The organism is Intestinirhabdus alba (genome assembly GCF_009711095.1).
GTDB lineage: Bacteria > Pseudomonadota > Gammaproteobacteria > Enterobacterales > Enterobacteriaceae > Intestinirhabdus > Intestinirhabdus alba.
Map to the genome: position 1 here is coordinate 94,037 of NZ_WMJZ01000011.1, position 21,358 is coordinate 115,394.

Below are 21,358 nucleotides of genomic sequence, written 5' to 3' on the forward strand. Positions count from 1 at the left end.
GTTTTTATGACAAAAAGTTAAATGTTGTTAATTTAGTTATTTATTTGTTGCAATAAGTGCGGGGACAGGTCATTTTCTCTCTTTTCAGAAGCGACTCACGGACCTGTTCATGCAATTTAAAAATAGTCCACGACGTTATGGCGCTGTCTCCATCATCCTGCACTGGCTGTCGGCCATTGTGGTTTACGTTATGTTTGCGTCGGGCCTGTGGATGGTCACCCTCAGCTACTACGACGGCTGGTATCACCGGGCACCGGAGATACATAAAAGCATCGGCGTTCTGCTGTTGCTGGGGCTGGTGGCGCGGGTTGTCTGGCGGCATATTTCCCCGACGCCGCCACCGCTGCAGAGCTACTCCCGTCTGACCCGCCGCGGCGCAGCGCTGGGCCATATCGCCCTGTACAGCCTGCTGTTTGCCACGCTCCTCTGCGGCTATCTGATCTCAACCGCCGACGGTAAGCCGATTGACGTCTTCGGCTGGTTTAACGTACCGGCGATCTTCGCCGGTGCAGCCGGCCAGGCCGATGTCGCCGGCCGCCTGCACCTGTGGCTGGCCTGGACGCTGGTTACCTTCTCGCTGCTGCACGGCCTGATGGCGCTGAAGCATCATTTCATCGATAAAGACGACACCCTGAAGCGTATAACGGGGCAATCGTTATCTGACTATGGAGATAAGTAATGAAAAAATACCTGCCCGGCCTCGCTCTGGCCTCTTTACTGTTCACGACCGGATCTGCGCTGGCGGCAGACTATAAAATTGATAAAGAGGGACAGCACGCCTTTGTCAATTTCCGCATTCAACATCTCGGGTACAGCTGGCTGTACGGCACCTTCCGGGACTTTGACGGCACCTTTACCTTTGATGAGAAAAACCCCGCAGCGGATAAAGTCAGGGTGACCATTAACACCGGCAGCCTCGATACTAATCACGCCGAGCGCGATAAGCACCTGCGCAGCGCGGCGTTCCTCAACGCGGCGAAATTTCCCCAGGCCACCTTTGTCTCCACCAGCGTGAAGCAGGACGGCGGCGAGCTGGATATTACCGGCGACCTGACGCTCAACGGCGTCACTAAGCCGGTTACGCTGGAAGCGAAGCTGATTGGCCAGGGCGACGATCCGTGGGGCGGCAAGCGCGCGGGATTTGCCGCCGAAGGAAAAATCAGGCTGAAGGACTTTAACATTACCACCGACCTCGGTCCGGCATCGCAGACGGTGGATCTGATTATCTCGGTGGAAGGCGTGCAGCAGAAGTAGCCGACGGCAAAAGACCGGATGGCGCGCCCGTCATCCGGTAACCGGTTATTTTTCCGCCCCCGGAGCGCCCGCTCCGCCGCTCCGCCGGGCCCGCTCTTCGCGACAGCCCTCGCTGCAGCAGCCGTTAAACGCCTTCGCACAGGCCGGACACTGAATGAACAGCAGGTGGCAGCCGTTATTCTTACAGTTGGTATGGCTGTCACAGGACGCGCCGCACTGGTGGCAGCGGGCGATGATGTCCCCGGTGATCCGCTCCCCCATCCGCTCGTCAAAGACAAAGTTTTTACCGATAAAGCGCACCGGCAGCCCCTGCTCCCGCGCCCGACGGACATACTCTATGATCCCGCCCGCGATGTGCCACACCTGCTTAAAGCCGTTATGCTTCATCCAGGCGCTGGCCTTTTCGCAGCGGATCCCGCCCGTGCAGTACATCACAATCTTTTTGTCCTTCCGGGTCTGCATCATCTCAACCGCCTTCGGCAGCTGCTCGCGAAAGGTATCGGCAGGAATTTCCAGCGCATTCTCGAAGTGTCCCACCTCATATTCGTAATGGTTGCGCATATCAATAAACACCGCGTCGGGATCGTCGAGCAGGGCGTTGACTTCCGCCGCCTGCAGATAATCTCCAACGTTGCCGGGATCGAACGCCGGATCGTCAATGCCGTCCGCCACGATCCGCTCGCGCACCTTCATGCGCAGCACCCAGAAAGATTTGCCGTTATCGTCAAGGGCGACGTTCAGCCGCAGCCCCGCCAGCGCCGGATCGAAGGCGTAGAGCCGCTGGCGAAAGGTGTCGACTTTACTTTGCGGCACGCTGATCTGCGCGTTAATCCCTTCACGGGCCAGATAGACGCGGCCAAAGACGTCCAGCGAAGTAAACAACTGATACAGCGCGTCACGGGTGGACTGCGGCTCCCGGATGGTGAAATACTTATAAAACGAAATCGTGGTGCGCGGCTCAGTTTCAGCCAGCATTCTGGCCCTGAGCACATCATTGGAGATGCGGTTGTGTAACAGGGGCATGATGTACATTCCTGCAGGTGATGAAACGGATACGGCCGGCATCATATAGCAACAACAATAATTTTACATCAGTGCATTTTTCGAATCATTCACCATAAAAAATAAACAAAGAAACAACATATGCTGTATTAATCGCCACTCCCTATTGACATATTTTGGCCTGCGGCAAAAAAATGCGACAATACAGGCAATTGCTATTTCAGGATCCATAGACAGGACAGATATGACGAATTTACCTAAATTCTCCTCTGCGCTACTGCATCCCCGCTACTGGCTAACCTGGCTGGGCATCGGCGCGCTGTGGCTGGTGGTACAGCTGCCCTACCCGATTATCTACCGCCTGGGACACGCGATGGGCCGCCTGGCCCTGCGGCTGATGAAGCATCGCGCCCGCGTCGCCGACCGCAATCTGGAGCTATGCTTCCCGCAGATGAGCGAGCAGGAACGCCACGATATGGTGGTGAAAAACTTTGAGTCCGTCGGGATGGGGGTGATGGAGACGGGAATGGGCTGGTTCTGGTCGGATCGCCGCGTTTCACGCTGGACGGAAGTGATCGGTATGGAGCATATCCGCGACGTGCAGGCGCAGCAGCGCGGCATTCTGCTGGTGGGCCTGCATTTTCTGACCCTGGAGCTGGGGGCGCGGCAGTTCGGCCTGCAGCAGCCCGGCATCGGCGTCTACCGGCCAAACGATAATCCGCTGCTGGACTGGCTGCAGACCTGGGGGCGAATGCGCTCCAACAAGTCGATGCTCGACCGCAAGGATCTCAAGGGCATGATTAAGGCGCTGAAAAAGGGCGAGGTGGTCTGGTACGCGCCGGACCACGACTACGGCCCGCGCGCCAGCGTTTTCGTGCCGCTGTTTGCCGTTGACCAGGCCGCCACCACCTCCGGCACCTGGATGCTCTCCCGGATGTCCAACGCCTGCCTGGTGCCCTTCGTACCGCGTCGCAAGCCCGACGGCCGCGGCTATCAGCTGATTATGCTGCCGCCGGAGTGCTCCCCGCCGCTGGAGAGCGCCGAAACCACCGCTGCCTGGATGAATAAGATCGTCGAGCGGTGCATCATGATGGCTCCGGAGCAGTATATGTGGCTGCACCGGCGCTTTAAAACCCGCCCGGAAGGGGTTCCCTCACGCTACTGAGCGCCGCCGCAGCCCGCAGCGGCTGCGGTTTTTTAAGTTTAAAAGCTTCCCGCGTTGCGGCCCCCGGCGGTCAGGCGCATAATTAATGCGTCTACTTTCATTCTGATGATGACGCATACAGCGCATCACACTGCGGATCGCTATGTCACCCTCTGATGCCCCGATAAACTGGAAACGCAATCTCACCGTGGCCTGGCTCGGCTGCTTTTTAACCGGCGCGGCCTTCAGCCTGGTTATGCCCTTTCTTCCCCTCTACGTCGAGCAGCTCGGGGTGACCGGCCACAGCGCGCTGAACATGTGGTCCGGGCTGGTATTCAGTATTACCTTCCTGTTTTCCGCCATCGCCTCACCATTCTGGGGCGGCCTGGCGGACCGCAAGGGGCGAAAAATTATGCTGCTGCGCTCGGCCCTCGGCATGGCGATCGTCATGCTGCTGATGGGAATGGCGCAGAATATCTGGCAGTTTCTGATCCTGCGCGCGCTGCTGGGGCTGCTGGGCGGCTTTATCCCCAACGCCAACGCCCTGATCGCCACCCAGGTCCCGCGCAACAAGAGCGGCTGGGCGCTGGGCACGCTCTCTACCGGCGGCGTCAGCGGCGCTCTGCTCGGCCCGCTGGCCGGCGGCATTCTCGCCGACCAGTATGGCCTGCGCCCGGTCTTTTTTATTACCGCCAGCGTGCTGCTGCTCTGCTTTATCCTGACGCTGTTTTTTATTCGCGAACGCTTTCAGCCGGTCAGCAGGAAGGAGATGCTGCACATGCGCGAAGTGGTCGCCTCGCTGAAAAACCCGAAGCTGGTGCTGAGCCTGTTCGTCACCACCCTGATTATTCAGGTGGCTACCGGCTCCATCGCGCCCATCCTGACGCTCTACGTCCGGGAGCTGGCGGGCAACGTCAGCAACATTGCCTTTATCAGCGGGATGATCGCCTCGGTGCCCGGCGTGGCCGCATTGCTCAGCGCCCCACGGCTCGGCAGGCTGGGCGATCGCATCGGCCCGGAAAAAATTCTGATTACCGCGCTTATTGTCTCCGTTCTGCTGCTGATCCCGATGTCATTCGTCCAGACGCCGTGGCAGCTTGGGCTGCTGCGCTTCCTGCTCGGCGCGGCGGACGGGGCGCTGCTTCCGGCGGTCCAGACGCTGCTGGTCTATAACTCGACCAGCCAGATAGCCGGGCGCATCTTCAGCTATAACCAGTCGTTTCGCGATATTGGCAACGTGACCGGCCCGCTGATAGGCGCGGCGATTTCCGCCAGCTACGGCTTCCGCGCCGTATTCCTGGTGACCGCTGGCGTGGTGTTATTTAACGCCGTCTATTCATGGAACAGCCTGGGCCGACGCCGGCGGCGGCGGACGTCGTAAGGATTTTTGCGCTTTCATACTGGCAAAACCGGAGAATCAGCTATTCTTTCCCTGAATACCTCATCACACCAAAGGGAGATAGCGATGACCATGTACGCAACGCTGGAAGAAGCCATCGATACGGCCCGTGAAGAATTTCTGGCTGACAATCCTGGCCTCGAGCAGGAAGACGCCAACGTACAGCAGCTTAACGTGCAAAAATATGTGCTCCAGGATGGCGACATCATGTGGCAGGCCGAGTTTTTCGCCGACGAGGGCGAAACCGGCGAATGTCTGCCGATGCTAAGCGGCGAAGCCGCACAGAGCGTCTTTGACGGCGATTACGACGAGATAGAGATCCGCCAGGAGTGGCAGGAAGAGAACACGCTGCACGAATGGGATGAGGGTGAGTTCCAGCTGGAGCCGCCGCTGGATACCGAGGAGGGCCAGGCGGCGGCCGATGAGTGGGACGCGCGCTGATTATTCGTAAGGCCCGTGCCTGATATCAACCGGCAGCAGCAGCGTATCGACAATCAGCGAGAGCGGCAGATCGAGCAGGGTGATATAGCGCCATGCCGAATCCCGCGCATCCCACCGGACGCCCGGATAGTACTGGTTACCGTGCCCCTGTCCGGGCACCGTCCGGCTGATGATGCTGCCGCAGCCGCTTAACAGCATCATCACCACTGCCACCGTCAAAATTCGCATCCGTCAGCCCCGTTTATTATCCCGCCGTGCCGGGTCTGAATCCGCCCTCATGGCGCGGGAACGATGTAAAAAAATACCGGCGACCGCCGGTATTTTCATTACTGCACCCGGATCTATCGCCCGCGCAGCGCCTGCGGGTTCAGAGTAAGGCTCTGATAGTAGTTGACCCACGGCACGTAGTTTTCCGGGGAGTGCCACACCCGATAGTGCAGGCGCGCCATCGTGACCGGATCGTTCAGTAAAACCAGACGCCGGTCGCGGTCGAGCTTCTCCGGCGCGTCGTTCAGCGCCTGCTCCACGTGGCGATCGCGGGCCACTTCCAGCACCCGGCTGCTGCGGTGACGCGCGGTAGCCATCGCCGTCGCCAGCGCGTTAAACGACGGATTAAACACGGCGTGCATAAAGCCGTCATCCAGCGAGCGCGAGCGGTTCAGCTCCAGATAGCGGTCGGTATCCACCAGCACCTGCGGCGGCGAATACTCCTCCGGGATCAGGAACAGCTTCCAGCGCTTCGCGCGCAGCCCTACCGTCGCGCGGCTGGAGATCACCGAGACGAACGGCGACAGGATCAGCGAGAAGACGATCGGAGCCAGCCAGAGCAGGAAGCGCAAGTCCAGCCAGGCCATGCCGACCGCCCAGACCAGGCCGAGCAGCAGCTGAGAGCCGTGGCGGCGGAAGGCTTCGCCCCACGTGGTGGAGTCATCGTCGCGCTGGGGCGAATTCCAGACCACCTCCCAGCCGAGGAAGGCGCTGACCACAAAGACCGTATGGAACAGCATACGCACCGGTGCCAGCAGCACGGAAAACAGCACCTCCAGCAGCAGGGAGAGGGTGACCCGGAAGAAGCCGCCGTACTCTTTGGAGCCCTTGCACCAGATGAGCATAATGCTCAGTAGCTTCGGCAAAAACAGCAGTACCATCGTCGAGGCAAACAGCGCAATGGCCAGCTCAGGACGCCACTGCGGCCAGACCGGGAACAGCTGCCGCGGCTGCAGAAAATACTGCGGCTCCGTCAGGGCGTGCACCACCTGCAGGGCGGTGGACAGCGCCAGAAACATAAACCACAGCGGCGCGGAGAGATAGGACATCACCCCGGTCAGGAACACCGCCCGGTGCACCGGGTGCATCCCCTTCACCAGGAACAGGCGGAAGTTCATCAGGTTGCCGTGACACCAGCGGCGGTCGCGCTTAAGCTCGTCCAGCAGGTTTGGCGGCAGCTCCTCATAAGAGCCGGGCAGATCGTAGGCGATCCACACCCCCCATCCCGCGCGGCGCATCAGCGCCGCCTCCACAAAGTCGTGCGACAGAATCGACCCGGCGAAAGAGCCTTCGCCCGGCAGCGGTGCCAGGGCGCAGTGCTCCATGAACGGCTTCACCCGAATAATGGCGTTATGACCCCAGTAGTGGGATTCCCCCAGCTGCCAGAAGTGCAGGCCGGCGGTAAACAGCGGGCCGTACACCCGGGTGGCGAACTGCTGACAGCGCGCGTAGAGAGTATCCATACCGGAGGCCTTCGGCGAGGACTGGACGATCCCGGCGTTCGGGTTCGCCTCCATCAGGCGGACCAGGCCGCACAGGCACTCCCCGGACATCACCGAGTCGGCGTCCAGCACCACCATGTAGCTGTACTGGCTTCCCCAGCGGCGGCAGAAGTCGTCGATGTTGCCGCTTTTCCGCTTCACCCGGCGGCGGCGGCGGCGATAGAAAATCTGCCCTTCGCCCTGCACCTCGGCAATCAGCTCCATCCACGCCTTTTGCTCGGCCACGCAGATGTCGGGGTTGTAGCTGTCGCTGAGGATGTAGACATCGAAATGGGCCGCGTTGCCGGTCGCCTTCACCGACTCCCAGGTGGCGCGCAGCCCGGCGAATACGCGGCCAACGTCCTCATTGCAGATTGGCATAATCAGCGCGGTGCGATGCTGAGGATTCAGCGGCTCGTCGCCCACCGTCGAGGCGGAAATACTGTACTTGTCGCGGCCAATCAGCAGCTGCAGGAAGCCCATCAGCGCGGTCCAGAAGCCTGCGGAAACCCAGCAGAACAGCACCGCAAAGAGGATAAGAATGCCGGTTTGCAGCACATAGGGCAGCAGCTGCATAAATGAGATCCACATATCCTGGCCAATCATGTCCGCCGGATCGATCAGCGCCCAGCCCTGGTACGGCAGAATGGTCTTCATATACCAGGTGGCGACCACCGTCTGTGCCAGGGTGAGGATCAGCAGAATATAGCGGCGAAGCGTGCCGACGATGCGCCACTTCTGTTCGTTGTCCCGCTCCTCTTTGGTCAGGCGGGCGAGGTAGCGCGGCGTGGTTTCAACCCCGCGCAGGCGATCCCAAAAGCGCCCCAGCGGGTTGGTGCGCCACGGCTCGGGAAACATGGAGGAGCGCTTCGCCTCCGGCATCGCCTGCAGCCTGTCGCGTCCTTCGTCGTCCTTTATAAGCTGGCCTTCGGCCAGCGAGTCGGGCCACGCCTGCTGTAGACGCGCCTTCACGGAACCCTGCGGCGCGTCGTCTTCCCGCGCCCAGGGGCGATGCCCGGCGTCCAGCGTCTGATGAACGACGCATAGGTTGGTTTTCGGCAACGCCGCTTTCTCGCTTTCAGAAAGCGGCAGCGCCTCAATATACTCGGTTGTCTTATTCATTGGCAGGCAGCTGATAGCTCCAGGTTTCGCTCAACGTCCGATCGGCGTTCACTAACGCCGCACGCATCTCAGTGGTCTTCCTGGCATCTTTCAGCTTAACGCGCAGCGTCAGACGCCAGCCCTGGGTTACCGGGTTGTAGCGTACGGCGCTCTCAACGATTTCACCGTTATCGCCAATGCTGGTCTGGGCGGTGACCGGCGTCTCCGGAGGCAGCTTTTTCATCTCCGCGCCGGTAAAGTCGACCACAAAGGCGATGGTGCCGTCCGGCTGGCGGATCAGGTTCGACTGCTTCACGTCGCCGGTGGAGCGGCGGGTCTGCTGCACCCAGGCGTTATCCGGAGCGTGAAGCTTGTCCTCATCACGGCTGAAGGTCAGCGTGTATTTGAAGTTCATCTCTTTGCCCGCCTCAGGCAGCCGATCCGGCATCCAGTAGGCGACGATATTATCGTTAGTTTCGTCGTTGGTGGGGATCTCCACCAGTTCGATTTTTCCTTTGCCCCACTCCCCTTTCGGCGTAACCCACGCGCTCGGTCGCATATCGTAGCGGTCGTCTAAATCCTCAAAGCGGGAGAACTGGCGGCCGCGCTGCAGCAGGCCGAAGCCCTGCGGGTTTTCCACCGCATAGCTGCTGACCGCCAGATGTTTCGGGTTATTCAGCGGACGCCAGATCCACTCGCCGTTGCCGGCGTGGATAGAGAGGCCGTTGGAGTCATGCAGCTCCGGACGATAGTTGGTGGCCGGCGAAGGCTGGTTCGGCCCGAACAGGAACATGCTGGTTAACGGCGCGACGCCCAGCTTGCCAACCTTGTCACGCAGGTAGACTTTAGACTGCACCTCCACCACCGTGTCGCGTCCGGGCATAATCACGAAGCGGTAAGCGCCCGCCGCCCGCGGGGAGTCCAGCAGGGCGTAGACCGTCAGCCGCTTGTCGGCCGGTTTTGGCCTTTCGATCCAGAATTCGCGAAAGCGGGGAAACTCTTCGCCGGAGGGCAGCGCGGTATCTATTGCCAGGCCGCGCGCGGAGAGACCGTACACCTGGCCGGCACCGATCACGCGAAAATAGCTGGCACCGAGCATGCTGACGATCTCATCGTTTTTATCTTTGCTGTTGATCGGATAGAGCACCTTAAACCCGGCAAAGCCGAGATCCTTTACGGTGTCTTTATCATGCTGCACGTTGCCGAAATTAAAATACTCCGGGCGATATTTGATTTTCCTGACCGCGGTAGCGGTCACTTCGTTGATGCGCACGGGCGTGTCGAAGTACATACCCTGATGGTAGAACTCGATCTTAAATGGGGTTTTGAGTTTGCTCCAGTAGGCCTGGTCGCGATTAAACTGAATCTGCTGATAGTCCGCATATTTCATGTCGCGGAAAACGGAGGGCAAGTTGCTTTTCGGCGCTTCATAGCCTTTAGCGGCTAAGGATTGGGCTTTTTTGGCCACATCATCGATGCTGAACGCCCAACCCGAGGAGGTGTACAGCGTTAACATTACCGCCGCACCCAGCCAACGCATTTTTATCATTTGTCGTTTATGTTTCATAATAAGTAAGCACTTCCCCCTTTGTGTGCTTATATCGATCCGATCCATTTTAATGGATAATCAGCCATTCCGACAACAGAATCCCGGCTTTGTTACGCTCGCCGGCTCATGGATTAAGCACCCCGACGAATGGCTTACGCTTTGCGTGCTTTTCCTGGAGACAGGCTGTCGGACTTCGTGTAGGGTTGGCGCGAAGGTAAACAGAATTCGCCTCAGGGATAAGGCGAAAAATCCGAGAATATAGAATTTTCTATGAACCCCATACCCGCGCAGCGTGAATATTTCCTCGACTCTATCCGCGCCTGGCTGATGTTGGCAGGCATACCGTTTCATCTTTCCCTGATCTATTCCAGCCACACCTGGCATATCAATAGCCCCGAGCCGTCATGGTGGCTTACCCTGTTTAATGACTTTATTCACGCCTTTCGGATGCAGGTTTTTTTCGTTATTTCGGGTTATTTTTCGTACATGCTGTTCCTGCGCTACCCGCTAAAGCGCTGGTGGCGAGTGCGCGTCGAGCGGGTGGGCATTCCGCTGCTGACCGCGATACCGCTGCTGACCCTGCCGCAATTTATCCTGCTGCAGTATGTCAAAGGAAAAGCGGAGAGCTGGCCCGGACTTTCAGCCTATGAAAAATATAATACGCTGGCCTGGGAATTAATTTCTCATCTCTGGTTTTTACTGGTGCTGGTGATATTGACGACGCTTGGCCTGTGGTTATTTGCCCGCCTCAGAAGATCCCACGAAAAAAAACAAGATCGGCTTAACGCCACGGCCTCAATGGCCCGGTTGTCAATGGTTTTTCTGCTGCTGGGCGCAGGCTATGCGGCAATCAGGAGGACGATATTCCTGCTTTATCCTGCGGCGCTCAGCGACGGCATGTTCAATTTTGTCGTGATGCAGACGCTGTTTTATCTGCCCTTCTTTGTGCTGGGCGCGCTCACCTTTATTCGCCCCGGCCTGAAAGCGCTGTTCGTCACGCCGTCCCGCGGCTGCGCGGCCGGGGCCGCTCTCGCCTTTGCCGCCTATCTGCTTAACCAGCGCTACGGCAGCGGGGAGGCGTGGATGTATGAAACGGAATATGTCATTACCATGCTGATGGGGCTATGGATGGTAAACGTGGTCTTTTCGCTGGGCCACCGGCTGCTTAATTTTCAGTCGGCGCGGGTGACCTATTTTGTTAACGCCTCGCTGTTTATCTATCTGGTGCACCACCCGCTGACGCTACTCTTTGGTGCCGGTATCGCCCCCCATATACACTCAAACCTGCTGGGCTTTACCTGCGGGCTGATTTTCGTGGTGGGGATTGCGCTGGCGCTCTATGAAATGCATCTGCGTATTCCGCTGCTGCGGTTTTTATTTTCCGGCAAACCCGCGGTAAAGCGCGGCTGAAGCGCACCGCGCGAACAGGTTCAGAGCAGCCATTCGACGGGCAGAATGGATGCCAGCCGCACCAGGAGCCGCTTCCCGATCCCGGTAGCAGGCTCTTTTTTCAGCACCGTTTCCCCGCCCTGTTGGCGATCGATCCAGTTGATGCGCCCCCAGCGGTCGAGGCGCAGCTGCCAGGCCGCGTCGCGCTGGCTGCGGGTGAAGCGGCGATGGATCAGGGCGGCCAGCCTTTCGCTTTCAATCACGAAGCCCATTTCGGTATTAAGCAGAGTCGAACGGGGATCGAAGTTCAGCGAGCCAATAAACACCATTCGCCCGTCGATGCTGAAGGTCTTCGCATGCAGGCTGGAACCTGAGTTGCCGGTCAGGCCGCGATCGTGCACCACCCTCTCGTGCTCGCGCGTTGGCTTAAGCTCATACAGCTCCACCCCGTAGCGCAGCAGTTTTTTTCGCCAGCGCGCATAGCCGGCGTGCACCACCGCGACGTCATTGGCCGCCAGCGAATTGGTCAGGATGGCGACGTTGACGCCTCTCCTGACCAGCTGCAGCAATTGGGCAACGCCCGCGCGGGTCGGCACAAAGTAGGCGGAGATAATATCAATTCGCCCGGTGGGCGCGCCCATAACGTCAAACAGCCGTTTCGGCAACAGCGTGTGACGCGGAAGCTTCCCCTTCCCTTTTGAGGGATCGTCGCTCAGCAGGCGCGTTTTCGCCCAGATTAGCGGCAGCGTTCCCTGCTCAAGATGCTGGGTAAACCGGCTGCTTTCCAGAGTGCTCAGGTAGCGGCGGGCCATATCATCATTGAGCCATGCATCCGGCAGCACGATGCCCTCAGAGATCTCCTGTCCGGAGAGCGACAGCACCGATTTCAGCGTAGAAACCGATTCACAGTGCCAGTAGCGCTCAAAATCTTCCGCGACCTTGCTGACCACCGGGCCTATCGCCAGCACGTCAAGATCGGAGAACAGCGGCTCCTCCCCGGCCCCGAAGTAGGCATCGCCGACGTTGCGTCCGCCCACGACGGTGACCACGCCGTCTACGGTGAAGCTTTTATTATGCATACGGCGGTTAAGCCTGGCGAAGTCGGTGAGATAACCCAGCGCCCGCAGGGTGCGAAAAGAGAAGGGGTTAAACAGACGAACCTCAACGTTTGGATGGCGGTCCAGCAGGCGCAGCGTATCATCCAGGCCCGGCGTATTGTTATCGTCAAGCAGCAGACGAACGTGTACCCCGCGCTTCGCCGCGGCCAGCAGCACAGAAAACAGCAGCCGGCCGGACATATCGTCTTCCCAGATATAGTACTGGATATCGAGCGTGCGCTCGGCCATTTCGGTCAGCCGGTAGCGGGCGGCAAAGGCGTCCAGGCTCTCATCCAGCGCCAGAATGCCGCACTGCTGCGGGTGGCCGACGCACAGCGGCGCGACGGCGCGCGCCAGCCGGGTCGGCTCACTCGTCGTCCCGTCAGGTAAGTAATCGCTGGTAAATTCGGGTGTTTTCGTCGTCATAACAGACAAAGTATACCCGTTCGGGCAGTTCACGGCGGGTGATAAATTCCGAAACGGCAGCGACGGCAATTTCGGCCGCCGCGGCGCGGGGGTAGCCATACGCGCCGGTGCTGATGGCCGGAAACGCGATGGAACGAAACCGAACCCTCAGGCAGAGGGAGCCAGCCCCACTCTGCCTGAACATCGCCTCTTTTTGCACTGCGCGCCGTCTGATTCGGGAAGGCGTCTCCTGCATTAACGCAGGATATAACCGGGACGTTATGACCAGCCCCTGCCCGGAAGCCGCAGAGGGAATCACGCGATCACCGGTGCATCAGGCATCAATTTGCAGCGCCGCAGACGGTCTCCGGTGAGGGACAACAGCGTCCCTCTTTAACCCTGAAACTGCAGCAGTAGATATGCGGGATAAGCAACAACGCTGTCGCCAGCAGATGAGCGCCGCATGGGGGATGTCAAGAGCAAGGCGTATGGATGAGTCAAATCGTTCTGGTGCCAACTCACCTGCGACCTGGAACAGGACGGGGGAGATCAGTGATAGTCAATTTTCATAATAGCCAATGTTTTGTCCTGGTTAAGATAGCTCATATTTACTGAACTAATTTGCTGAAATTGTTGCGACGCCTTCGCCACCTGATGCAGAGGGAAATAGTTGCTTTGCATACGCCCATTGCGCGGGCATGACATTGCAATTTGTTCGTACTGCAGCTTAACTTCGCACGGATCTTCGATAATCTGCCCCATAAAGTGCACGACTCCACTTTGCACAGGCTGTTGGGCGCAAACAAAAATGGGCCATAGCGCTGAGGTACAGAGTCCGACGCTCAGAGCGAATTTTGATATAGATATATTCATACTTATATTCCTCAATGATTAATCATCCTTGAGGGTTAACATTTCCTCAGTGCCGCTACCAATCTGTCCGGAGCCTGCTGACGGGGGCCTCATTGACCACCATATTATTCATAGAACAAATGAATGATATTCGCTACATAATAATTTTAAATATATTATGTTTTTTTATTGCGCCTAATTCATTCATGGCGTGAATGAATTAACCGGCAACCGGTCTGGTAACGATGATTTTCTGTTGTACCGTCAGAGGTCATATATAAACTGAGTCTGGCCAATTCAATCGCTTGATTAACGGCCAAAGTAAGCGGCATTTTCCGCTGTGTGTGGCTTAATCCGGAGTGACTTGCATTTTATCCCTCTACAGGGTTTGCAGATGATTAAGAAATACGAAGGGGGATTACCGGAACAGCAATAGCGGAAAGTCCTTTTGGCTGAGTAACCTGACTACGCCAGCCTGAAAGGAGAAGAATATATTTACATGGGCCGACGCCCGATAAAAAAACAGGGCTTTCGCCCTGTGAGACTAATGATAAACCCCAGGCCGAACTCGTTCGGCCATAATCACCACAAAAATAAATAAGGAAAATCAATTCAATTGATTTTAGGCTGCTAACCACAAAGAGGGAAAAACCACCTTTTTTCCCTTTTTGTCATCAACCTGACAGGGCTTTCGTCCTGTAATTATCAGCATCAGGCTGAATTAATACTGGCTGGCGGTTGCGTTATTACCAAAACCAACCTGCTGTACCAGAACGCCTGAAGCGGAGGCGGTCTGGTTAACCAGCGCGGCGTTGTTGTCGTCGTACTGGCTGACGGCGATATCAGAACCTCGGGCGTTCCACTGGTCAAGAGTGGCGTTGTTTCTGGAGGCGCTCTGGGTCAGTTCAATGGTGCTGCTGTCCGTCCCCTGCCCTGCGTCCGCGCCGTAGCGTTCTGTTTGATAATGGTTTCCGATTTACGGGCATCGCTCTGCAGAGCAAGCGCGGCGTTAGCCCATCCGTACTGACAGATGCTCAGGGTGGATTCCGGACGGAGGTACTGCCGTTATTGCCACCGCCTTGGCCGCCGCCCCACTGCGACACGGTGCCGGCCAAAGCGCTGCCAGAAACAATAATTGCTGTGAATGCTGCCATCTGTAACAGTTTCATGGTAACCCCCCTGTCCGGGCAATCTGACCATAAATGAACGTCCCGGCGCGCGATGGGCAGCTGGTTAACCATAACGATCGGACAGGACGTCATTTTCCAGACCTTTTTATTTCCGACGAAAAGAGACTATAAGAAGACGGTGGGCTTCGCGCTGGCGCAAACGGAGGAGGCGCTGACTCGTCGACAAGTGGATAAAGCACTATTAAGCACCAGTGATTTAGCCCATGACGAATTTTAATCGTGCAGTGTCCGGAGGCGGTAATGCGTATCAATCATGCGGTAGTAGCGCTTATGCTTATTTCGCCATTAGGCTGGGCCGGGAATATGACCTTTCAGTTTCGCAATCTCAACTTTGGGGGTAACCCTAATAACGGTGCCTTTTTACTAAACAGCGTCCAGGTGCAGAATTCCTATAAAAATCCCGGCTATAGCGCTGACTTCGGCATCGAAACCGGCGTGATTTTCCTGATTAATGACGGCATCGATCGCGGGCTGTGGAATCTGCAGAATAGAGGGGAGCGGCAAAACGACATTCTGGTAAGGTTTCGGCAGCTGTCTTCATCTCCCGCATCCTGACCCCGTCCCACGGACGCTTCCGGAAGCGTCCGCGTTCGTCCGGGCCGGCCTGGCGTTACCGCCTGGCCGATCCCCCTCCCTGGCCGTCAGGCTTCGGCGTCTTCTTCCAGTTCATCCCACATCGCGCCGATCGCCTCGCGGGTCAGCGGGGCCATAGCGCGCCAGAACGGCGTGGCGGCATGAGCCTCCACTTTACCGAGGAAGGCGTCACACCAGGGGAGCAGATAGTCAGCGAACAGGGTTACCAGCGCTTCGCTCTCGTCGTCAGATGCCTGGTCTTCCAGCCAGGAGGCGGCCAGCAGCAGCGTGCCGATATGGTCGGCGGGGGTTTCCGCCAGCGGCATACCGCGCGCAGAGAGAAACGCGCGAACGTCAGCTTCTGTTGCCCCTTCCACCCAGGCGCTGCGCAAGGGCGATACCGCGCACTCGTCGCCAACGAACAGCGCGTTATAATCCGCCGCCAGCTGCGCCATATCGCAGTTTTTTTGCAGGCGCGAGAGCAGCGCCTCCTGCTCCAGCGGCCAGCTGGCCGCCAGCTTCCCCTCGCGGATCAGGGTAAACAGGGGAACCAGCAGCGGGTCCTGCGGCTGGCGATAGTACAGCGATCCCAGCACGCGGCACAGGATAGAAAACTCGTTCATCAAAGTATTCCAGTGAGTTACGGTTAAAGTTCAGCAAATTCCGGGATCGGCTCCATGCCGCGCCCTTCCAGAAAGGTAAGTAAACGGCGGGGCGACACGTTAAGGATACGCTCCTCGGGGAAATTCACCTCATCAAGGATCTTACGACATTCGCTGAAGTCGCCCAGGGTGAAGGCGGTATGAGAGTCCGATCCCAGAGCCACCCAGCCGCCGGCGTCCCGCACGGCGGCGGCTACGGCCCGGCAGTTCGCTTCGCTTCCCTTGCGTGAATGGAGGAACGAGGAGTTATTAATTTCCAGGGCCACCCCGTGGCTGGCCGCCGCCCGGGCGACGGCGGTAATATCCAGCGGGTATTTCGGATTTCCCGGATGGCTAATAATGTGCACCCTGCCGCTGGCGATGGTGGCGAGCATCGCCCTGGTGTGGGTGACGGCATCCTGCGGAGGAAAGACCGGCTCATGAAAACCCGCGATGATCAGATCGAGCGACGCGAACATTGGCCCGGTACAGTCAATTTCGCCATCGCTGTTCTTGATATTGGCCTCAATGCCGCGAAGAATGCCGATCCCGTCAACCATTCGCGGCCAGATACGCATATTGATGAAATGCCAGGGGTGAGGCGCATCGGCCATCTCCGGACCGTGGTCGGTAATGGCAAACAGCTTTAACCCTTTGCGCCTGGCCTCGGCGAGGTAGTCGCTGAGGGTGCTGTAGGCGTGGGTGCTGGCAATTGTATGCATATGCAGGTCAACGGGGTACATCGCTCTCTCCTGTAAACATTTTGGCCCAAGAATAGCAGGTATCCTCAGCGTTTATTAGTCAGAACCTGGCGCGCTCAGTAGCCGCGAACGCGATCGACGCCCCCGGCTACCGCCTCGCCGCGCTGCAGCCGGGCAATGGTTTGCGAGATATAGGCGATGGCTTCCGGCGGGCGGGTCACTGCGGCAATGTGCGGCGTCATCGCCACGCGGGGATGCTGCCACAGGGGGCTGTCCGCGGGCAGCGGCTCGCGGCTGTAGACGTCCAGCATTGCCCCTTTCAGCTTGCCGCCGTTCAGCGCCGCCAGCAGATCCTCTTCATTGACGTGAACCCCGCGCGCGAGGTTGAGCACATAGGCGTTATCCTGCAGCTGCGCCAACAGGCTGCCGTTAATAATTCCTACCGTCTCCGGCGTATTGGGCAGCAGGTTAATCAGCACCCGGGTCTGGCTCAGGAATGCGCTCAGCTCCTCCCTGCCAGCGAAGCTGCGAACGCCGGGCCAGTCTTTGCGGCTGCGGCTCCAGCAGCGCAGCGGGAATCCCCACGCCAGCAGGCTTTCCGCCACCTTTGCGCCCAGCACTCCGGCCCCCATAATCCCCACGGTAAAATCTTCGCGGGCGTATTCCGCCAGCGGCTGCCAGCGGCGTTCATTTTTCAGGGCCTGATAATCATCAAAGCGGCGGAACCAGTGCAGGACCTGGCTGACGGCGTACTCCTGCATCTGCAGCCCCATGCCGGTATCCTCCAGCCGGAACAGCGGAATGGATGCATCCAGCATTTCGGGGTTAGCCTGAAGCTGGCTGAGGATTGAATCAACGCCGGCCCCCAGCGCGAAGACCGCCCTGAGCTTGCGCCCGGCGAGCATTTCAACGGGAGGATGCCAGACCAGCGCATAGTCTGCCGGATCGTTATCCCCTGAGCGCCACTCCCGGACCTTTGCGCCAGGAAGGGCTTTCTCCAGCGCATCGATCCACCAGGCGGCGTCAAAGGTGGGGTGATAGAAAATGAGATCCATAGGTGACTCCTGAGGGTTGTAAAAGGATTTGCTCGCACTCAGCGCCGTTCCGCCGGAGGCTGGCGACCGATCCCGTCAGCGCGGAAAGATCTGAACGCGCGTGAGGATATTTCCGCAAGGCGCGTTCGGCGGGAAGCGGCGCATTATCAACGAGGCGGGCACGATCTGACGTTGACATAACGGACAAAATAGCGCTGAGAGGACAGGCTCTTATTGTTTACAAAGGATTACCAGCATAGCAAATTTGTCGACGCTGGCAAAAAAAGCAGTTTCCGTTTATTTCAGCCTCAGGTTGAGCGAAGTTTGTATAATCGCGCGTTTTTTTTAAAAAGTTTATTGACGCAGGCAGCGGTTTTCCCTACATTAGCGCCCGTTCCGGTAGCGCCGGAAAGACAATATGGTGAGGTGTCCGAGTGGCTGAAGGAGCACGCCTGGAAAGTGTGTATACGGCAACGTATCGGGGGTTCGAATCCCCCCCTCACCGCCATATTTGAGTTAAGAGCCTGTACGCAAGTACGGGCTTTTTTCTTATGCATTCCCCGGACGGGGGGGATGAGAACCCCCGACCGGGGTTCGACAGCTGGCGCAGCCAGCTGGACAGACCGCGCACGCAGTAAGCGGGCTGCCCGTAGGGCGAGCGAAGCGAGTCAATCCCCCCCTCACCGCCATATTTGAGTTGAGAGCCTGTACGCAAGTACGGGCTTTTTTCTTATGCATTCCCCGGACGGGGGGGATGAGAACCCCCGACCGGGGTTCGACAGCTGGCACAGCCAGCTGGACAGATGACGAGCCTGCGAGGAATCTGCCCGTAGGGCGAGCGAAGCGAGTCAATCCCCCCCTCACCGCCATATTTGAGTTGAGAGCCTGTACGCGAGTACGGGCTTTTTTCTTATGCATTCCCCGGACGGGGGGGATGAGAACCCCCGACCGGGGTTCGACAGCTGGCACAGCCAACTGGACAGATGACGAGCCTGCGAGGAATCTGCCCGTACAAAATTGCCGGGAGCAATTTTGAACAGCGCCTGCGCTGGCCCCGGGGCTGTTCAAAACGCGCTGCGTTTTGTCCTGCAACTCGAATTATTTAGAGTATATAACGCTGCCACAGAGCGAAAGCTGTGCAAAAAATATTCGCTATAAATTAATTTATACAACCAATGTAGTTTCCGCTCCTGATAAAATATCCACCTTCAAAACGACTTAACCTAAATATTTAGCAACGATGCGGAAAGGGGAACGAAACAAAATAAAAAACCTGATAAATAGTATGATTATGCAAACTATATCACGCCAAAATAATACAAAAGTGGTATATTCTTGCCGACGTCTATTTATACGTTACTTTCAGGAAATTGAGGTTATAACAATTATATGGAAAAGTTAATAGATAGTTTATTAGAGCAGAGCATGTCGCGCAGAGAGGTTATTGTGGATACCGCAAAGCTCGGCGCAGCGGCGGCGGCGTCCGGAGCGCTGACGCTGCCGTTTACGGTTAGCGCGCAGGCTGCGGAAGCCTCGCCAGCAGCGGAGGCACAGGAGACCGTCAGGCACAGCGCCTGCCTGGTCAACTGCGGTAGCCGCTGCGCTTTAAAAGTTATCGTGAAAGACGATCGCATCGTGCGCATTGAACCGGAAGACGTTCAGGATGATTCGGTATTTGGTAAACACCAGATTCGCCCCTGCCTGCGCGGCCGTTCCAACCGCTGGCGGGTATATAGCCCGGACCGCATTAAATATCCGATGAAGCGCGTGGGTAAGCGCGGTGAAGGCAAATTCAAGCGTATTTCCTGGGATGAAGCGACATCATTTATTGCCGCTGAAATAAAGCGTGTATCTGAGCAGTACGGCAATGAGGCTATCTATTTCAACTATCAGTCCGGTGCCTATTATCATACTCAAGGCTCCCCGGCCTGGAAAAGATTGCTGAACCTGAGCGGAGGTTATTTACAATATTATAATAATTACTCAAACGCGCAGAATTTTACCGCCGCAAGTTATACCTATGGGGCAAAGGGAACGCAGTTTGCCAGCCATTTTAGCCAGGTGAAAAATTCCGATCTGGTGGTATTTTTTGGCTTAAATCTGTCTGAAACCCGCATGTCCGGCGGCGGCCAGGTGGAGGAGCTGCGCCGGGCGCTGGAGGCGTCAAAAGCCCGGGTCATTATCATCGATCCGCGCTACACCGACTCGGTGGTGACCGAACATGCCGAATGGCTTCCTATCCGCCCGACAACCGACGCCGCGCTGGTGGCGGGAATTGCGCATACCTTAATTGTTGAGCAGCTCATTGACGAATCGCTGGTAAACCGCTACTGCATCGGCTATGACCGCAGCACGCTGCCGGAAACCGCCGCCCCCAACGCCAGCTATAAAGATTATGTGCTGGGTACCGGCGATGACGGCATTGAGAAGACGCCGGAGTGGGCCGCGGATATCTGCGGTATTCCGGCGATCCGCATTCGTCAGCTGGCGCGTGAAATCGCCGGTGCCAGGGCCTGCTTCATTGCCCAGGGCTGGGGACCACAGCGCCACGCCAACGGCGAGCAAACCGCCCGGGCGGTGCAGATCCTTCCGGCGTTAACCGGCCACTTTGGCCTGCCGGGCACCAACAACGGCAACTGGACCTACGCTACCGCCTACGGCGTTCCCGCCCTGCCGACGGAAACTAACCCGGTGAAGGTCTCTATCCCCTGCTATCTCTGGACCGACGCCATTGCGACGCCGGAAAAAATGACGGCCACCACCATGGGGGTAAAAGGTGCGGATACGCTGAAAACCGGTATTAAATTGTTTTTCAATCAGGCCGGCAACGCGCTTCTGAACCAGCATGGCAACACGAACCGTACCCGTAAGATCCTTGAAGATGAGAGCCTGTGCGAAACCATCGTGGTTATTGATAACCATATGACTCCCAGCGCCCGCTATGCGGATATTCTTCTGCCGGAAACCACCTACCTTGAAACCGAAGACCTGGTAGACAACGCTTACGCCTCTGGCTCCCATAATTATATGATTGCCATGCAAAAGACGATTACGCCGCTCGGAGAGGTGCGCAGCACCTACGATATCTGCGCCGACATAGCTAAGCATCTGGGGCTGGGCGAGCAGTTTACCCTGGGGCGCACCCAGGCCGACTGGATGGCCCTGCACTACGCGCAGATCAAGGAGAAACGCACCTATCTGCCGGAGTGGGAGGTGGCTAAAAATATGGGCGTCATCGATCAGCAAATCCCCCGCGATGAAGAGTGCATTATCCTGGCCGACTACCGTCGCGATCCGCAGGGCAACCCGCTGACCACCCCCTCCGGCAAGATAGAAATCTACTCGCAGGCGCTGGCGGATCTGGCTAAGTCCTGGACGCTGCCGGAGGGCGATCGCATCCCGGCCGTGCCGGAGTTCTGCGTGGTGAAGGAGTCGCACCTTAACAAAGATCTGACCGCCAGGTATCCCCTGCAGATGAGCGGCTTTCATACCAAAGGCCATACCCACTCCACCTATGCCAACCTGCTGATGCTCCATGAAGCGATACCGGACGAGGTGTGGATCAACCCGATAGATGCCAGCGCCCGCCAGCTGACCTCTGGCGATCTGGTGCACGTATTTAACGATCGCGGCGTGGTGGCGATGCCCTGCAAGGTCACCCAGCGCATTTTACCTGGCGTGGTGGCGATGCCGCAGGGGGCGTGGACCCGGCTGGACAGCAACGGGGTGGACGTTGGCGGGTGCATTAATACCCTGACCAGCCACCTGCCTTCGCCGCTGGCGAAGGCAAATCCGCAGCATACCAACCTGGTTGAAGTGAAACGCGCTTAAGGAGTGA

At 57.8% G+C, this 21,358-nt stretch carries 16 protein-coding genes, 1 tRNA gene, 2 other RNA genes and 5 pseudogenes; 13 read left to right on the plus strand and 11 right to left on the minus strand.

What is annotated here, in order from left to right:
- Nucleotides 1–109 precede the first annotated feature (109 nt).
- Nucleotides 110–679 carry a cytochrome b gene (locus tag GJV78_RS09975; protein ID WP_155108198.1) on the plus strand — a complete coding sequence of 190 codons (570 nt, stop codon included), beginning with the start codon at nucleotides 110–112 and terminating at the stop codon, nucleotides 677–679.
- A complete protein-coding gene (locus GJV78_RS09980; RefSeq protein ID WP_155108199.1) occupies nucleotides 679–1,254 on the plus strand; it encodes a YceI family protein in 576 nt (191 codons plus the stop codon). Before GJV78_RS09975 ends, GJV78_RS09980 begins: the two co-directional genes overlap by 1 nt.
- On the opposite strand, the pseudogene trhO reads toward GJV78_RS09980, so the two are convergent.
- A pseudogene (gene trhO, locus GJV78_RS09985) lies at nucleotides 1,223–2,277 on the minus strand (oxygen-dependent tRNA uridine(34) hydroxylase TrhO). The gene GJV78_RS09980 and the pseudogene trhO sit on opposite strands and share 32 nt — an antisense overlap.
- Nucleotides 2,278–2,500: 223 nt before the next feature.
- Between trhO and GJV78_RS09990 the strand changes: the two are divergent.
- The 3 genes from GJV78_RS09990 to GJV78_RS10000 all read left to right on the plus strand — a co-directional run bounded on the left by GJV78_RS09990 (nucleotide 2,501) and on the right by GJV78_RS10000 (nucleotide 5,240).
- Nucleotides 2,501–3,421, plus strand: a complete 921-nt coding sequence (locus tag GJV78_RS09990) for a Kdo(2)-lipid IV(A) acyltransferase (protein ID WP_155108201.1) — start codon at nucleotides 2,501–2,503, stop codon at nucleotides 3,419–3,421.
- 142 nt (nucleotides 3,422–3,563) lie between these two features.
- On the plus strand, nucleotides 3,564–4,781 hold the full coding sequence (mdtG, locus tag GJV78_RS09995) for a multidrug efflux MFS transporter MdtG (RefSeq protein WP_155108202.1): 1,218 nt from the start codon (nucleotides 3,564–3,566) through the stop codon (nucleotides 4,779–4,781).
- A gap of 84 nt (nucleotides 4,782–4,865) precedes the next feature.
- Nucleotides 4,866–5,240 (plus strand): MysB family protein, encoded by a 375-nt coding sequence (locus GJV78_RS10000; protein WP_155108203.1) that lies wholly within the window; start codon nucleotides 4,866–4,868, stop codon nucleotides 5,238–5,240.
- Here the strand turns inward: GJV78_RS10000 and GJV78_RS10005 are convergent, their stop codons facing one another.
- The 3 genes from GJV78_RS10005 to mdoG form a co-directional block, all read right to left on the minus strand.
- Complete coding sequence (locus tag GJV78_RS10005; RefSeq protein WP_155108204.1) at nucleotides 5,241–5,468, minus strand: YceK/YidQ family lipoprotein; 228 nt, start codon at nucleotides 5,466–5,468, stop codon at nucleotides 5,241–5,243.
- A gap of 113 nt (nucleotides 5,469–5,581) precedes the next feature.
- Nucleotides 5,582–8,110 carry a glucans biosynthesis glucosyltransferase MdoH gene (mdoH, locus tag GJV78_RS10010; protein ID WP_155108205.1) on the minus strand — a complete coding sequence of 843 codons (2,529 nt, stop codon included), beginning with the start codon at nucleotides 8,108–8,110 and terminating at the stop codon, nucleotides 5,582–5,584.
- Entirely contained in the window at nucleotides 8,103–9,638 is a 1,536-nt protein-coding gene (gene mdoG / locus GJV78_RS10015) for a glucans biosynthesis protein MdoG (protein ID WP_155108206.1), read from the minus strand. Before mdoG ends, mdoH begins: the two co-directional genes overlap by 8 nt.
- 270 nt (nucleotides 9,639–9,908) lie before the next feature.
- Here mdoG and mdoC point away from each other — a divergent pair, with 270 nt between their 5' ends.
- On the plus strand, nucleotides 9,909–11,048 hold the full coding sequence (gene mdoC, locus GJV78_RS10020; RefSeq protein ID WP_155108207.1) for a glucans biosynthesis protein MdoC: 1,140 nt from the start codon (nucleotides 9,909–9,911) through the stop codon (nucleotides 11,046–11,048).
- Between the two features lie 20 nt (nucleotides 11,049–11,068).
- Here mdoC and GJV78_RS10025 read toward each other — a convergent pair whose 3' ends face one another.
- From GJV78_RS10025 to csgA, 4 genes and pseudogenes are all read right to left on the minus strand, one after another.
- Entirely contained in the window at nucleotides 11,069–12,550 is a 1,482-nt protein-coding gene (locus GJV78_RS10025) for a phospholipase D family protein (protein WP_155108208.1), read from the minus strand.
- Nucleotides 12,507–12,734, minus strand: coding sequence for a macro domain-containing protein (locus GJV78_RS10030; RefSeq protein ID WP_330998798.1), 228 nt, complete (start codon nucleotides 12,732–12,734; stop codon nucleotides 12,507–12,509). Before GJV78_RS10030 ends, GJV78_RS10025 begins: the two co-directional genes overlap by 44 nt.
- Nucleotides 12,735–13,078: 344 nt before the next feature.
- Entirely contained in the window at nucleotides 13,079–13,402 is a 324-nt protein-coding gene (locus GJV78_RS10035; protein ID WP_155108209.1) for a type 1 fimbrial protein, read from the minus strand.
- Nucleotides 13,403–14,102: 700 nt separating this feature from the next.
- Nucleotides 14,103–14,550, minus strand: a pseudogene (gene csgA / locus GJV78_RS10040) (curli major subunit CsgA).
- 17 nt (nucleotides 14,551–14,567) lie between these two features.
- On the opposite strand from csgA, the pseudogene GJV78_RS10045 reads away from it, so the two are divergent.
- From GJV78_RS10045 to GJV78_RS23590, 3 pseudogenes are all read left to right on the plus strand, one after another.
- Nucleotides 14,568–14,788, plus strand: a pseudogene (locus GJV78_RS10045) (CsgE family curli-type amyloid fiber assembly protein); the annotation flags it as partial.
- Nucleotides 14,789–14,811: 23 nt separating this feature from the next.
- Nucleotides 14,812–15,003: pseudogene (locus tag GJV78_RS23585) on the plus strand (curli assembly protein CsgF); the annotation flags it as partial.
- Nucleotides 14,995–15,126: pseudogene (locus tag GJV78_RS23590) on the plus strand (curli production assembly/transport protein CsgG); the annotation flags it as partial. The pseudogenes GJV78_RS23585 and GJV78_RS23590, both read left to right, overlap by 9 nt.
- An 86-nt stretch (nucleotides 15,127–15,212) precedes the next feature.
- On the opposite strand, the gene GJV78_RS10055 reads toward GJV78_RS23590, so the two are convergent.
- The 3 genes from GJV78_RS10055 to ghrA all read right to left on the minus strand — a co-directional run bounded on the left by GJV78_RS10055 (nucleotide 15,213) and on the right by ghrA (nucleotide 17,541).
- The gene (locus GJV78_RS10055) at nucleotides 15,213–15,767 is read right to left on the minus strand and encodes a TorD/DmsD family molecular chaperone (protein WP_155108211.1); all 555 of its coding nucleotides are present in this window, start codon (nucleotides 15,765–15,767) and stop codon (nucleotides 15,213–15,215) included.
- 23 nt (nucleotides 15,768–15,790) lie between these two features.
- Nucleotides 15,791–16,528 carry a phosphatase gene (locus tag GJV78_RS10060; RefSeq protein WP_155108212.1) on the minus strand — a complete coding sequence of 246 codons (738 nt, stop codon included), beginning with the start codon at nucleotides 16,526–16,528 and terminating at the stop codon, nucleotides 15,791–15,793.
- 74 nt (nucleotides 16,529–16,602) lie between these two features.
- Nucleotides 16,603–17,541, minus strand: coding sequence for a glyoxylate/hydroxypyruvate reductase GhrA (gene ghrA / locus GJV78_RS10065; RefSeq protein ID WP_155108213.1), 939 nt, complete (start codon nucleotides 17,539–17,541; stop codon nucleotides 16,603–16,605).
- 399 nt (nucleotides 17,542–17,940) lie between these two features.
- Here ghrA and GJV78_RS10070 point away from each other — a divergent pair.
- From GJV78_RS10070 to GJV78_RS10085, 4 genes are all read left to right on the plus strand, one after another.
- Nucleotides 17,941–18,028, plus strand: a tRNA-Ser gene (locus GJV78_RS10070).
- Nucleotides 18,029–18,072: 44 nt separating this feature from the next.
- Nucleotides 18,073–18,209, plus strand: a non-coding RNA gene (locus GJV78_RS10075) — RtT sRNA.
- Between the two features lie 44 nt (nucleotides 18,210–18,253).
- Nucleotides 18,254–18,389: non-coding RNA, RtT sRNA (locus GJV78_RS10080), on the plus strand.
- A 520-nt stretch (nucleotides 18,390–18,909) separates the two neighbouring features.
- Nucleotides 18,910–21,351, plus strand: coding sequence for a DMSO/selenate family reductase complex A subunit (locus tag GJV78_RS10085; protein WP_155108214.1), 2,442 nt, complete (start codon nucleotides 18,910–18,912; stop codon nucleotides 21,349–21,351).
- Nucleotides 21,352–21,358: the final 7 nt, after the last annotated feature.